The organism is Maribellus comscasis (assembly GCF_009762775.1).
GTDB lineage: Bacteria > Bacteroidota > Bacteroidia > Bacteroidales > Prolixibacteraceae > Draconibacterium > Draconibacterium comscasis.
Genome location: NZ_CP046401.1, coordinates 5,931,179 through 5,945,035, shown reverse-complemented (window position 1 = coordinate 5,945,035; position 13,857 = coordinate 5,931,179). Strand labels below are relative to the sequence as shown.

13 protein-coding genes are annotated in these 13,857 nt (G+C 38.8%); 11 read left to right on the top strand and 2 right to left on the bottom strand.

The features are described 5' to 3' along the window. Positions 1-51 precede the first annotated feature (51 nt). From GM418_RS24125 to GM418_RS24110, 4 genes are all read left to right on the top strand, one after another. A complete protein-coding gene (locus tag GM418_RS24125; protein WP_158869756.1) occupies positions 52-738 on the top strand; it encodes an ABC transporter ATP-binding protein in 687 nt (228 codons plus the stop codon). A gap of 2 nt (positions 739-740) precedes the next feature. Next, positions 741-1,427 (top strand): CAP domain-containing protein, encoded by a 687-nt coding sequence (locus GM418_RS24120; RefSeq protein ID WP_158869755.1) that lies wholly within the window; start codon positions 741-743, stop codon positions 1,425-1,427. Between the two features lie 66 nt (positions 1,428-1,493). Next, a complete protein-coding gene (locus GM418_RS24115; protein WP_158869754.1) occupies positions 1,494-2,660 on the top strand; it encodes a hypothetical protein in 1,167 nt (388 codons plus the stop codon). 153 nt (positions 2,661-2,813) lie between these two features. Further along, on the top strand, positions 2,814-4,220 hold the full coding sequence (locus tag GM418_RS24110) for a type III PLP-dependent enzyme domain-containing protein (protein WP_158869753.1): 1,407 nt from the start codon (positions 2,814-2,816) through the stop codon (positions 4,218-4,220). A gap of 97 nt (positions 4,221-4,317) precedes the next feature. Here GM418_RS24110 and GM418_RS24105 read toward each other — a convergent pair whose 3' ends face one another. Next, positions 4,318-4,659 carry a single-stranded DNA-binding protein gene (locus tag GM418_RS24105; RefSeq protein ID WP_158869752.1) on the bottom strand — a complete coding sequence of 114 codons (342 nt, stop codon included), beginning with the start codon at positions 4,657-4,659 and terminating at the stop codon, positions 4,318-4,320. 330 nt (positions 4,660-4,989) lie between these two features. Here GM418_RS24105 and GM418_RS24100 point away from each other — a divergent pair, with 330 nt between their 5' ends. The 7 genes from GM418_RS24100 (at position 4,990) to GM418_RS24070 (ending at position 12,402) form a co-directional block, all read left to right on the top strand. Then, entirely contained in the window at positions 4,990-5,592 is a 603-nt protein-coding gene (locus tag GM418_RS24100; protein ID WP_158869751.1) for a hypothetical protein, read from the top strand. Beyond that, positions 5,589-6,056 (top strand): hypothetical protein, encoded by a 468-nt coding sequence (locus GM418_RS24095; RefSeq protein ID WP_217447587.1) that lies wholly within the window; start codon positions 5,589-5,591, stop codon positions 6,054-6,056. Before GM418_RS24100 ends, GM418_RS24095 begins: the two co-directional genes overlap by 4 nt. Positions 6,057-6,150: 94 nt before the next feature. Continuing rightward, entirely contained in the window at positions 6,151-8,490 is a 2,340-nt protein-coding gene (locus GM418_RS24090; RefSeq protein WP_158869750.1) for a GH92 family glycosyl hydrolase, read from the top strand. A 173-nt stretch (positions 8,491-8,663) separates the two neighbouring features. After that, positions 8,664-10,109 carry a Na+/H+ antiporter NhaC gene (gene nhaC, locus GM418_RS24085; RefSeq protein ID WP_158869749.1) on the top strand — a complete coding sequence of 482 codons (1,446 nt, stop codon included), beginning with the start codon at positions 8,664-8,666 and terminating at the stop codon, positions 10,107-10,109. Beyond that, positions 10,102-11,292, top strand: a complete 1,191-nt coding sequence (locus GM418_RS24080; RefSeq protein ID WP_158869748.1) for a trans-sulfuration enzyme family protein — start codon at positions 10,102-10,104, stop codon at positions 11,290-11,292. The genes nhaC and GM418_RS24080 overlap by 8 nt, the downstream gene beginning before the upstream one ends. Before the next feature lie 5 nt (positions 11,293-11,297). Then, on the top strand, positions 11,298-11,918 hold the full coding sequence (locus GM418_RS24075) for an NUDIX hydrolase (RefSeq protein WP_158869747.1): 621 nt from the start codon (positions 11,298-11,300) through the stop codon (positions 11,916-11,918). Between the two features lie 115 nt (positions 11,919-12,033). Beyond that, complete coding sequence (locus GM418_RS24070; RefSeq protein WP_158869746.1) at positions 12,034-12,402, top strand: hypothetical protein; 369 nt, start codon at positions 12,034-12,036, stop codon at positions 12,400-12,402. 40 nt (positions 12,403-12,442) lie between these two features. On the opposite strand, the gene GM418_RS24065 is transcribed toward GM418_RS24070, so the two are convergent. Continuing rightward, entirely contained in the window at positions 12,443-13,549 is a 1,107-nt protein-coding gene (locus GM418_RS24065) for a glycoside hydrolase family 88/105 protein (protein ID WP_158869745.1), read from the bottom strand. Positions 13,550-13,857: the final 308 nt, after the last annotated feature.

Genomic DNA, 13,857 nt, shown 5'->3' with positions numbered 1-13,857 from the left:
CATATCAAGGAGGATGTTAACTTAAGATATTTAAAAATAAATCATAAAAAGATGAAAATTATAGAAATAAGTAAACTGCAAAAAACCTACGACAGCGACTCGGTTCCGGTGCACGCTGTAAACGGTGTTGAGCTTTCTTTTGAAGAGGGAGAATTTGCGGCCATTGTTGGTCCCTCCGGTTCAGGAAAGACAACCTTATTAAACATTATCGGTGGATTAGATGATGCTACTGAAGGAGATGTCACCATCAACAATGTAAAAATTACAGAACTTTCCTCACGAAAACTAACCGATTTTCGGATGCACAATATCGGTTTTGTTTTTCAGGCTTACAATCTTATTCCGGTGCTAACGGCAAAGGAAAATGTGGAGTTTATTATGCATTTGCAGGGAGAGAAAAAAGAGGCACGCGACGCGCGTGCAACCGAATTGTTAAAAGCAGTTGGGTTGGGAGAAATGGTAAACCGCCGTCCGTCCAAACTTTCAGGGGGGCAACAACAGCGAGTCGCAGTTGCCAGGGCGCTGGCATCAAAACCAAAATTTGTTTTGGCTGACGAACCAACAGCCAATCTTGACTCCAAATCAACAGAAAATTTGCTTGATATTATGGAACGACTTAATAAAGAGGAAAAAATAACGTTTATATTTTCAACACACGATCAACGGGTAGTAAATAAAGCACATCGTATAATTACGCTCGAAGACGGGAAAATAATTAGTGACGTAAGAAAAAATTAGATATGAAACTAGTGATGATGATTTTGTGGTTGGCCGGATTTCCGTTAAATTTTTTTTCTTCGGAAGAAGATTTTTCCACAACAACAAATAATTGGGACAGCAATTTAAACACCGCTGCCAGTACAAATTATCTATCACCTCTCGAAAAAGAAATCATATTTGAAATTAACAAGCTTCGTTCAAATCCGGCAAAATATGCCAACGATTATATTGCTCCATTATCAAAAAATTATCAGCGAAATATGTTGTATTATCCGGGAGATAAGCCTTTGCGTACGAGAGAAGGCGTTCGTGCATTAAACGAATGTGTTCGTGATTTAAGAAAACAAGGTCCGCTTTCTTTGGTTTATCCAAGCCGCGGCCTTACAAAGGCTGCAGACGATCATGTAAAAGATCAGTCTCGTACCGGAAGAACCGGCCACAGCGGAAGTGATCGTTCAAATGCAAAAACAAGAATTGAACGTTACGGCCAGTGGAAAGTACGAATTGCTGAAAATATCGCATATGGTGGAATCACAGCACAACAGATCGTTATCTACCTTTTAATCGACGACGGAGTGTATGATCGCGGACACCGGAAAACCTTTCTTCATCCTGATTTTAATGAAGTTGGTGTGGCTACCGGCAATCATCCGGAATACGGAATAATGAGTGTAATGGATTTTGCAGGAGCTTTCGTTGAGAAGTAATAAAAAATCAACGTGACTAAAGTTAAAAGGCAGATGCCGTTGAACGAAACGGGCAAAAAATAAAAAATGAAAACCAGGATTCAAATTTTGTTCATCATTCTTTTGTTCCCTTTTGTATCAGGTGCTCAACTTCAAAATATTACATTAAACGGTTATGTAAAAGATCTTTTTATGTTTTACAAACCGGAGATACAAATTCCGGGAATTGAAGCTGACCATCTTTCAACAAACATTATTCACAACCGCTTAAATTTCAGATGGTATGCCAACAACGAGCTTACGTTTGCCATTGAAACCAGAAACCGGGTATTTTTCGGGCAAATGATTCGGGAATTTCCGGTTTATGAGACAAGCATTGATGTCGATCGCGGGTATTTTGACTTATCGGAAGTAATTGCGTCAGGCGATGGTTGGTTTATACACTCAATTATCGACCGCGCGTGGCTCAATTACTCGTCGGGAAACTGGAGTATCACTGCCGGCAGACAGCGTATAAACTGGGGGGTAAATCTTGTATGGAATCCAAATGATATTTTTAACTCTTTCTCCTATTTCGATTTTGACTATGAAGAACGTCCCGGTACCGACGCAGTAAAAATACAATACTATACAGGGGTTACTTCTTCTGCTGAACTGGTGTATAAAATTGGTAAAAACGCTGATAAAACATCAATAGCCGGTATGTATCGATTTTCAAAATTCAGCTACGACTTCCAGTTTCTGGGAGGCTGGGCAGGAAAAGATTTTGTAATTGGCGGAGGCTGGGCAGGCGATATAAAAGGCGGAGGTTTTCGCGGCGAAGCATCATGGTTTATTCCCCGAGCAAACAACAACGGAAGCGAGGAGGCATTTGTTGCATCTGTCTCGGGAGATTACACCATGAAAAACAGTTTGTACCTCCACTCCGGAATTCTTTTTAGCAGCAACGGGACAAAAGGAAAAGCCGGAGGGCGAGAAATCTTCGATCTCAATCTATCAGCAAAAATGTTGTCACTGGCCAAATACAATATCTTTGCACAGATGTCCTACCCGGTAACTCCGTTATTTTCTGCCAATTTCTCGGGAATGTTAAATCCTTCTGACGAGTCTTCTTACATTAGTCCTTCGTTAACTTATTCCCTGGCAAACAATTGGGAGCTAATGCTGACAGGTCAATTATTTACGGGCGATTCTGACACGGAATACGGCGATTACGGAAAATTTATTTTTGCCCGGTTAAAGTGGGCTTTTTAACTCAATTTCGTTTTATTGAAACTTCTATCTGTGTAAAAATCAAAAAATCTGTTTTTTCATTCAATTTCGGCATCCTATTGTTTTACTTTTTAAAAAAAAGATCATTAATTTGAACCCAACAAAATAAAAAATAATTTATGTGGGTTTTGAATAATGAAGAATACGTACAATGATTTAATTGAGCAATCCTACTACTTTCCACAGGAAGGCTTCGACCTTCAGGATGGCTATCTGACTTTTTATGGCGTTTCGCTAAAGTATCTAATCCAGAAATATGGTACCCCGTTCAGGCTGATGTATTTGCCACGTATCGGGGATCAGATAAAGAAGGCCAGGAACCTGTTCCGACGGGCAATAAAGGCCGAAAATTACCAGGGAACATACAATTATTGTTACTGTACCAAAACCTGTCACTTTCACCATGTAATTAGTAAAGCGCTGCAATACGATGTCAATCTTGAAACCTCATCGTCGTTTGATATTGATTTAATCATTAATCTTTTTAAAAAAGGTGAGCTCGAAAATACTGTAAAACTGGTTCACAACGGCTATAAAACCGATGAATACATCCGCAAAATAATATCCTTGCAGGATATGGGGTTTACTGATTCGACAATCATTCTCGACAATAAAAACGAGCTAAAGAAAATTCTTTCGATGGCAGGAAAGAAAAAAATCAAAATCGGAATCCGTAAAGCCATCGATGAAGAGCCACAAAGCGCTTATTATACATCGCGACTTGGAATAAGAGCATCCGATATTCTTGAATTTTACAGGAACCAGATAAAAGACAAGGAAAATGTGGAATTAACCATGCTCCATTTTTTTGTTGATTCAGGAATTAAAGACACACTTTATTATTGGGGCGAATTCCAGAAGTCGATGAAAACCTATATTGAGTTAAAAAAAGAATGTCCCACATTAGTCAACATCAATTTAGGTGGTGGTTTTCCCATTCGTAATCACCTGGGGTTTGAGTATGATTACGAATATATGATTCGTGAAATTGTTAAAAATATAAAGGAAATGTGTAATAATGAAAGCATCAAAGAGCCCGACATTTACACCGAATTTGGGAAATATACCGTTGGTGAAAGTGGTGCCACTATTTTTTCGGTTTTGGAACAAAAGCAGCAGAACGACGCTGAACTTTGGTACATTATCGACAATAGTTTGATGAATACCATTCCGGATGCATGGTCAATATTTGAGAAATTTATTTTACTCCCTGTTAACAAATGGGATAATGAATACACGCGGGTAAACATTGGCGGAATTAGTTGCGATCACTCTGATTATTATAACTCCGAAGATTTAAATCAGCAAATCATGCTGCCCCGGTATTCCGGGCGCGAAAAGGAACCGCTGTATCTTGGATTTTTTCACACTGGTGCTTACCAGGATTCCATAAGTGGCTACGGTGGAATAAAACACTGTTTAATTCCGTCGCCACAACACGTGATTATCGATCGGGATGAAACCGGTAATTTTGTTGATTACGTTTACCGAACCGAACAAACCGTGGATGACATGTTTAATATTCTGGGCTATAACCCTTAAAATAAAGATAAACTTCTGAAAACAAAATAACCAGGCCGGTTGGAAAGATCCAACCGGCCTTTTGTTTGAAGATAAGAAGTTTTAAGGGGGTAGAATACTAAGCTTTGTGTTTGTCGAGCAACAATATCGAGTTTACCAGCACTTCTGTAACATATTGCTTCTCACCGTTTTTATTGTCATACGAACGGTTGGTAAGTTTCCCCTCAATCGCGACTTCCGATCCTTTTTTCACATAGTTCTCAACGATGTCGGCTTGTTTACCCCATGCAACCAATCTGTGCCAGGTAGTTTCCGACTGTTTGGTTCCGTTTTGGTCCCGATAAATTTCGTTGGTTGCTATAGAAAAATTAGCAACTGTTTTTCCGCTGTCCAACTTTCTTACTTTGGGATCGTCACCCAGATTACCGATAAGCCTGACGCTGTTTCTTAAGACGTTCATGATTTTAAATTTTAAATGTTATTAAAAACGAAATTGTAGTTCAAAGCTAAAATGGCTTCATAAGATTATTCGGAATTTAAATGTTTGTATTCGACAATAAACGTTTGCAAACGACTACAAACGGATATATTTTTGTATATTAGAAACTTAATCAAGCGACTTTGAAACAAAATTGAGGTCTTCAGAAGCAAATCTGAGCCAAAATAAACAGAGTTTGGCAAATTTGATCTAAGGTAAAAAACAAAATACTTCGGATAAACACAACAAAAATATAATTGCTAATGAAACGTTTTTAAATCCGTTACCATTGACAGAATTAAAACAACAACTATGAAAAATTTGATTTTAATCTTATCCTTTTTCCCGCTTATTGTTTACGGCCAAACAGGGTCAGAAACCGAAATAAAAATGACAACTGAATACTGTTCTGAAAATCCGGAATTACAGGATATATTAACATTTGAAAATATAGACTATTTCAAGGTAAAAGTTACGGGCAAAGAACTTAAAGGAAAATTCTTCAGCCTGGTGGTTAAAGAATTGTGGGATGGGCAGGTAAGCAAAACAGACACGCTAATCAATACGGCAAAAAAAGGTGGGTTATTTCCTATACAGTCCGACACTTTAGCATTTAAAGTAACTGCTAAAAAGATGAACTCCGATAAACTAAAAGTTTTTTTTCGATTCCCGCAATTTGGAAACGTCAGGTTGTTTGAAGCAACAGATTCATACGATTACTCATTAAGAGATATCGGAACAAAAATGGATATTAAAATTGGCCAAGAATTTCCTGCTTTTGCATACATTTTGCCTTACGAAAAAGACGGATGGAAAATGTGGTGTGCCGTGGATAGCAGCGGGAAAGATGTGTATAGCTGGGGAAAAGAATTTGGAATTGAACATTACCTGATTTTTGAAATGAAATTTGAATGAATTTCAAGAATTGCCATTCGGCATCAGCAATAAAGCGGAATGTTGTATTTGAATTTGACACCGGGAGAAAAACGAAACCGATACCGAAACGAAAAAACAAAAAAGTTATGGAAGAGCGAAAATGTCTTGAATGCGGAGAACCTCTAAGAGGCCGCGCCGATCAGAAATTTTGTAACGACCTGTGCCGAAATGCATACAACAACAAAAAGTTAGGGAAATCTTCCAAATACATTCGAAAAATTAACCGTATTTTACGAACGAACCATTCCATTCTAAAAGATCTGAATACGGAAAACAAAACCACTATCCCATCAAAAAAACTTGAAAAAGAAAACTTCAATTTCAACTACCACACACATTATTACAAAACGCGCAACGGAAAGGTCTATTTTTTTTGTTACGATCAGGGCTACCTTAAACTGGATAGCAATCGATATCTTTTGGTAAAAAAAGAAGATATCTGAAAAAACTTAAACACTTTATAATAAATCCTTTGTTTCATAACCTTCCTCTATTATTTTTACGCTGAAATCGTAAAACATAAACCAACTTAAAAAAATGGACAAGTCAACATTTCTCAATCATAAAAAAATTGCATTTTTTCTCTTTTTTTCCATTTCAGTAATTTTTAGTCTGGCGCAGGAAAAACCGGTGGATCTGGTCTATCCGCATCTCGATGCTGCCAATTCCCGATGGTTCTTCTTTTCTTCGGCCTGCCGTCCTTTCGGATTGGTAAACTTAAGTCCCGACAACGAACTGGGCGGTGCCTGGGGAAGCGGATACCGTTATAATACAAATGAAATCAAAGGATTTAGTCACGTACATGCCTGGCAGCTCTCAGCTGTTTCTGTATTACCGGTGAACGGCTCAGCGCAAGATTTAAAAAATAACTATTTCTCTGCTTTTTCTCATGAAAAAGAAGTGGTTGCACCAGGCTATCATAAAGTTGAGCTCGACAGGTACAAAATTAAAGCGGAGCTCACCTCTACCACACGCGTCGGATTTCATAAATACACGTATGAAAATCAGGATCAAAAAGGAATTATTGTAAAACTTACCGGTCCAAACGGCCCGTGTGATTTAACCAAAGGAAAAATTGAAAAAGTAAACAATCGCGAATTTTCGGGTTATGTTGTGAATGATGCTACCCGCCGGAGACCCAACCCCACTCCTGTTTTCTTCTATATCGAGTTGGACACCAAGGTAAAAAACCTGATTACCTGGGAAGGCACAAATACAAATGAAAACAGCAAAGGAGTTGAAGGAGCAGAAACAGGCGCTTTAATAACTTTTGAAAACAAAACAAACAAACCTGTTTTAATGAAAGTGGGAATCTCATACACCAATGCTGAAGAAGCCAAAAAAAATATTCAGGCTGAGTTAAACCACTGGGATTTCGAGCAGGTTGTTGCCGATTCAAAAGAAGAATGGAATAGCTGGCTGAGTAAAATTGAAGTAAGCGGCGGAACTCAAAACGAAAGAATCAGATTTTACACCGATTTGTGGCATGGATTACAAGGCCGGCGTATTATCAGCGATGCCAGTGGCGCATACTCTGACTTCACTGGCCCGGAAAGAAAAATCAAACAAATTCCGCGTGATAAAAACGGAACACCAAAATTTAACCATCATAACTTTGATGCTTTTTGGGGAGCGCAGTGGACAATAAATACCCTTTGGCCATTGGTTTATCCAAAAGTTGCCGGCGATTTCTGTAACTCAATGTTGTTGTATTACAACGATGGTGGATTAATCCCACGTGGTCCATCCGGTGGAAACTATACCTATGTAATGGTTGGTGCATCTACAACGCCATTTGTTGTAAGTACATGGATGAAAGGAATTCACGATTTTGACATCAACCTGGCATACGAAGGATTGAAAAAAAACCATATGCCCGGAGGAATTATGGGAAAAGCCGGTTATGAACATAATACATCGGAAGGCGGTGGAATCGAAGAATACATCGAGAAAGGTTATGTTCCCTTTCCACGCAAACCTCACATTGAGGGTTTTCATAAGGATGGAGCCGGCATGACAATGGAATATGCATTCCAGGACTGGACCCTCGCACAACTTGCAAAAAAGCTGGGAAAAACAGAGGATTACAAAACCTTTTTAAAGCGCTCGAACAACTGGAAAAATTTATTTGATACAAGCTACGGTTTTATTCGTCCAAAAGGTATTGACGGAAGCTGGAAGACACCTTACGATCCGTATCAATATCAAAACGACGGATTTGTTGAATCAAACGCAGCCCAGATGACCTGGTATGTGCCACAGGATTTTAAAGGACTGGCCGAACTGATGGGAGGAGAAGAAGCAATGGCAAATAAGCTGAACAACGAATTTACAATCGCTCAGGCGCATGGTTTTACTTCGGGAAAAAAACACGCTGACGAAACGCTGGAACAGGCCCGACGTATTCCGATAAATTATGGCAACCAGCCATCAATGCAAACTGCTTTTATTTTTAATACAATCGGTGTTCCCTGGCTTACTCAAAAATGGAGTCGTGCGGTAATCGATTCTGTTTACACTGGCGTTTCGCCATTTGTTGGCTACAACGGCGATGAAGACCAGGGATTAATGGGCACACTTGCCGTTTTGATGAAAATTGGATTGTTTCAACTCGATGGCGGTACAACTGAAGATCCGGTTTATTTAATTGGAAGCCCTGTTTTTGACGAAATAAATATTTCACTCGACAATCAGTATTACCAGGGAAAAAACTTCAAAATATCAACCGAAAACAATAGCAAGAAAAATATTTATGTGCAGTCAGTTACATTAAACGGAAATCCGTTAAATCGTATGTATCTTCTCCACAGTGAAATTACAAAAGGAGGGGAACTTCATTTGCTAATGGGACCAGAGCCTAACAAAAAACTGAAGTAACTTATTTATTCATTATTACATCCCCTTGTACACTTTTAAAACAAAAAAACCGGGAGTGAGCCCAACCCTTTATTAATTTATAGATTCCTTTTTGTAATTTTTTATCCTTTTCCAGAAGAATATCTTTTTGAGTCAGTTATTTTAGCACAACCATATAATTTTGAAACCAGCAAATGAACAAAATCAGGGAGCAAAAAATAACTTTTTTTCAATCGTTACTACCTGTAGCCTTCCTTTTTCTGCTGATTATTTACGGACTTATAATGCGCCCCGTATTTTTAAAACAGGAAGCGCTTCCACTTGAAATTGTTTTTCTGACCGCTTCAGTTTTTGCCGTAACAGAACTCCGGTTTCTTGGCTTTCCATGGGAAGAAATTCAAACAAGTATTATCAAAAAACTAACCAAAGCCCTCCCTACCCTTTTTATTTTATTTGCAATCGGGCTGATTATTGGCAGTTGGATTGTTTGCGGTACTATTCCGATGCTTGTGTATTACGGAATTAAAATTATCAACATCCGTTACATATATGTACTTGCATTTCTGGTACCGGTCATTTTCTCAACCGTTACCGGAACATCGTGGGGTTCCATTGGCACCATTGGCGTGGTTATAATGGGGATTGCCCTAACTGTAAATGCACATTTGGGAATTACCGCCGGGGCCATTATTGGCGGAGCATACTTTGGCGATAAAATGTCACCGCTTTCCGATACGACTAATATTGCAGCTCTGGCCGTTGAAGTAAAACTGTACGACCATATTCATTCCATGATGTTTACGACCTTCCCGTCGGCCTTTATTTCAATTTTAAGCTTTTTTGTAATGGGATTTATTTTCCCTGCTGAAAATCTTTCGGGGACTACCGAGCAGGTTGAAGTTACCTTAAATTCCATTGCCTCTATGTTCAGTTTTTCATGGCTCCTGCTAATTCCGCCAGTTATCATTTTATACGGGTCAATCCGCAAAAAACCAACAATTCCGGTTTTGCTAACATCAACGGTAACAGCGGTGATCCTCGCATTTATCTTTCAAAATTTTCGTTTTTCAGATGTAATTCAGGTTATTTACAAAGGTTTTGATACAAAAATGGCTTTCTGGATGAATAATGTTCCGGAAAACATCAATCAGCTTTTTAATCGCGGAGGTTTATATGAACTTAGTGAGCCGATAATTATTTCGATACTGGTTTTTGTATACATCGGAACCATTGATAAAATAAACGCTATGACAACCATAGTGGAACGTATTTTCCGTTTTGCAAAAAAAAGAAGTACAGTGATTGTCACGTCCCTGTTTTCATCCGCAATCACAAATGCAATGACCTCCAACCAGTATGCAACCAGTTTTGTTGTTGGCGATGCATTTATAAGCAAATACGACCGCTTAAAAATCCCACGGAAAGTTTTGTCAAGGTCGCTCGAAGACTATGGCACCATGATAGAAAGTCTTGTTCCGTGGACCACCACTTCTGTTTTTATTGTTGCTACACTTGGAATATCATACGCCGAATACTGGCACTGGCAAATACTTTCGCTGACAAATATTATTGTTGCGCCCGTTTTGGCATTGGCTGGTATTGGATGCTTTTACCATAAAAAGAGAACTAAAAATGAATAAAAATTGGAAGCCGGAGACCATGATCTCGCATTTTGCCGAAGACCGACAAAAATATGAAGGAGCTGTTGTTCCCCCCATTTTTCAAAATACCCTTTTTACATTCGAAAACTGGGAAGCTATAGATGCAGCTTTTGATGACCGCATCAATACCGCCATTTATTCACGGGGCAAAAATCCGGGAGTAGATATTGTAGAAAAAAAATTGGCCCAATTTGCCGGAGGCGAAAAAGCACGTCTTTTTGCTTCGGGGATGGCAGCAATTACCGCCGCGGTTATGCATTGTATCAGTGCCGGCGATCATATCATTGCCATTAAAAATATTTATGGGCCTGCCAACAATTTAATTTCAGTTTATTTAAAAAAGAAAATGGGGGTTGAAACCACTTTTGTTTCGGGTAATGATGTCGAAGAATTCAGAAATGCCATAAAACCGAACACAAAACTGATTTACCTGGAAAGTCCCTCTTCTGCAATTTTCAGCATTCAGGATATAAAAAGTATTTGTATTCTGGCTAAATCAAGGGATATTAAAACAATTATCGACAACACCTGGGCAAGCCCTGTCTTTCAGAAACCGCTCGAAATGGGTGTCGATTTGGAAATTCACTCCTGCTCAAAATATATTGGCGGACATTCCGATGTTGTTGCCGGGTTGATAGTTGGCAGCGCCAAAGAAATAGATAGTATTATTGTAAATGAATTTGAATTACTGGGTGGAAAAATTGCCCCGATAGAGGCGTGGCTGCTTATGCGCAGCTTGCGGACACTCCCCTTACGAATGAAAGCACACCAGGAAAATGCCATAAAAGTTGCTGAATTCCTGGAAGCACACGCCAAAGTAGCTGTGGTAAATTATCCGGGATTACAAAGTTTTCCGCAACACCAATTAGCAAAAAAACAAATGTCAGGCTATAGCGGATTGATGTCTTTCAAACTAAAAGCATCTGATTTATCGCAGATAAAAACCTTTTTCAACAGCCTGCAGATTTTTAAAATTGGTGTTAGCTGGGGAGGCCACGAGAGTTTGATTTATGCTCCGGCCATCAGTTACCTCAAAGAACTAAGCCCTGAACAATTCGACAGGCTCGGAATCTCGCTGGGCGATATGCGCATATCTGTGGGATTGGAAAATGCAGACGATCTTATCGGGGATCTAAGCCTGGCGCTAAACACTATAAAATAACAAAAATGAATTCTTTCTATTTTGAAAAAGTAAAACGAGTACAAACACTGGCCGAGATTGGTCTTGAATTTTCAGAAAATACTTTTGACCGGGAACGCTATGAAGAACTCAGGCAGATCAGTCTGGAAATACTCGAAAAAATGACAGATACACCAATCGAAAAAATTATTCCGGTAATTGAAGAAAAAGACGGTTACAAAACTCCAAAAGTTGATGTCAGAGCTGTCGTTTTTAATGAGACCGGTAAGATTTTACTGGTTCAGGAAAAAGCTGACAACTGCTGGGCCATGCCAGGTGGATGGTCTGATGTAAGTTACAGCCCAAAAGAAGTAGCCGAAAAAGAGTGTATGGAAGAGGCCGGATTAGCTGTAAAAGCAACGAGGTTACTTGCCGTAATCGACAAACAAAAACAAGGAATGCCTCCCGCTTTTGAATATGTTTATAAAATATTTCTTCTGTGCGAAAAGCTTGGCGATAACATCTCAACGGGTTCCGAAACAAAGGATGTGGGATGGTTTGCAGAAAACGAACTCCCTGAACTTTCAAATCCGCGAAATAATATCACCGTTTTAAAAATGATGTTTGAATTCTACAAAGGAGAAAGAAACGAAGCATACTTCGACTAAACATTTGAAACACAACGATTATATTTCAACTAATTTTTCCAAATCGTTTTAAAATAAAAATACTTATTCCTATCTTCAAACCATTAAATTTAATTTCAAACTAAACTATTAAAGCATGAAAAAATTACTCATTTTCACACTACTTGCTGCATTTACGGCGACATTAAATGCGGCTCCTCAAACCAGGAAAAAAGACATTCTTGGAAAATGGAAATATGAAGTTGCCTCAGCACCATACGGATATGAAAAAGGAACACTGGTTTTTTCTGAAAAAGAAGGAGAGTTGGCCGGCGAAGTTCAATTTAATGATGGTTCAAAAGCCCAAATGACAAAAATTGCTTTTGAAGACGAAACATTAAAATGCGGACTTTATGTAGAAGGTGGCTATATTGGAATAGAAGCCAAAATCGACGGTAAAAAAATGGCTGGTTCTGTAGATACTCCCGATGGAAAAATTGATTTAAAGGCTGAAAAAACAGAATAAAAAAAGGCTCCGAATCGGAGCCTCTTTTTATAAAATTACTCTATGGTTTTAATTTGATAACCTCGCTCCCTGCAAGTAAAAACGCCCCGGTTCCGTATACTTCCCAACTATCGGCTGAAAAGTTTTTACGCGGATCGGCGCCAATGGGCTGTACCCAACCAACATGTCCGTCGGGTTGAATCAACGAATTCATTCCAACCCATGCTTTTTCAACTGCCGGTAAATATTTTTCTTTGTCCAGAATACCGTTGTTAATTCCCCAGGCAAGTGCATAGGTATAAAAACCTGAGCCGCTGGCTTCACCTCCGGGATACGCTTCCGGATCCAACAAACTGGCTTTCCACAAACCATCTTCTTGTTGAATTGAAATAATTTTCGCCGCCATTTCTTTAAAATTCTGAATATAAAAATCGCGTGTTGGATAATCTTTGGGTAATTCCTGCAACACACGCACCAGTCCTCCCATTACCCAGCCGTTTCCTCGCGACCAGAATATTTTCTCTCCATTACTTTCTTTTATCACTTCAATTCCAGGTTCGTCCCATTTATAACGAATATCGCGGGCATACAAATGCTCTTCTTTGTCGTACAATAAATCGTAACACTCTTTAAAAAGTTTATCATTAAGTTTCAAATATTTATCATCATCTAAAGTTTCTCCCAGCTTTACAAAAGCAGCAGGGCCCATAAAGAGTGCATCGCACCACCACCATGTACATTTCCTGATATCCCCTGTTTCGTAGGGTGTAACCATAAACTCATCCATCGTTTCAATAAAAGGCTGAATCATCTTTCTGTCTCCTGAAATCCGGTACATATCAATGTAAGTTTGACAAATTGCATGGTCGTCCGCATGATGAAGCCGCGGTCCCGCCTTCCATTCGTTGGCCTCTCCCATTTCTTCCATGGCTTTCCATATCTTTTTTGAGCCAGTTGTTTCATAAGCAGCAAAAACACCGGCATAAAATGCTCCGTTAGTCCAGTCGTACAATTCATGTTTTGGATTTTTTAATTGCCAACTGAGGGCTTTTTTCATCGTTTTCTTTATGTACGAATCCTTAAAAAGCTTTTCATTTCCTTCCTTCTGAGCAAATGCGGTTCCTGTTAAAATACAGAAAACAAGTAAAGTCGTAATCAGTTTATTCATGTGAGTAATAATTAGTTTTTAATTTTGATTTATAATTTATCTTAATATTTCATGCTGATTTTAAAGATTTTACAAGTGACCAAACTACACCTTAATGTACAACCTGACAAATGTATGCAATCGATTGCATTTTTCAAAATAAAAAAGAACGTAAACTTTATCTTATGAAATAAAATAAAAATCGGTGCGCTTTGGCGAAATTCAAATTAATCCTTATACTTGCAACAAACAAAAATGATTATGTACACAAGATTCGGACATCACGGCCATCATGGGATTAACCAATCATCTGGTAGGTCGTAATTGTA

Coding starts and splice junctions, on each gene's coding strand:
- GM418_RS24120 (WP_158869755.1), top strand. CDS start 741: ATGAAACTAGTGATGATGATTTTGTGGTTGGCCGGATTTCCGTTAAAT.
- GM418_RS24115 (WP_158869754.1), top strand. CDS start 1,494: ATGAAAACCAGGATTCAAATTTTGTTCATCATTCTTTTGTTCCCTTTT.
- GM418_RS24065 (WP_158869745.1), bottom strand. CDS start 13,549: ATGAATAAACTGATTACGACTTTACTTGTTTTCTGTATTTTAACAGGA.
- GM418_RS24110 (WP_158869753.1), top strand. CDS start 2,814: ATGAAGAATACGTACAATGATTTAATTGAGCAATCCTACTACTTTCCA.
- GM418_RS24090 (WP_158869750.1), top strand. CDS start 6,151: ATGGACAAGTCAACATTTCTCAATCATAAAAAAATTGCATTTTTTCTC.
- GM418_RS24105 (WP_158869752.1), bottom strand. CDS start 4,659: ATGAACGTCTTAAGAAACAGCGTCAGGCTTATCGGTAATCTGGGTGAC.
- GM418_RS24080 (WP_158869748.1), top strand. CDS start 10,102: ATGAATAAAAATTGGAAGCCGGAGACCATGATCTCGCATTTTGCCGAA.
- GM418_RS24095 (WP_217447587.1), top strand. CDS start 5,589: ATGAATTTCAAGAATTGCCATTCGGCATCAGCAATAAAGCGGAATGTT.
- nhaC (WP_158869749.1), top strand. CDS start 8,664: ATGAACAAAATCAGGGAGCAAAAAATAACTTTTTTTCAATCGTTACTA.
- GM418_RS24075 (WP_158869747.1), top strand. CDS start 11,298: ATGAATTCTTTCTATTTTGAAAAAGTAAAACGAGTACAAACACTGGCC.
- GM418_RS24070 (WP_158869746.1), top strand. CDS start 12,034: ATGAAAAAATTACTCATTTTCACACTACTTGCTGCATTTACGGCGACA.
- GM418_RS24125 (WP_158869756.1), top strand. CDS start 52: ATGAAAATTATAGAAATAAGTAAACTGCAAAAAACCTACGACAGCGAC.
- GM418_RS24100 (WP_158869751.1), top strand. CDS start 4,990: ATGAAAAATTTGATTTTAATCTTATCCTTTTTCCCGCTTATTGTTTAC.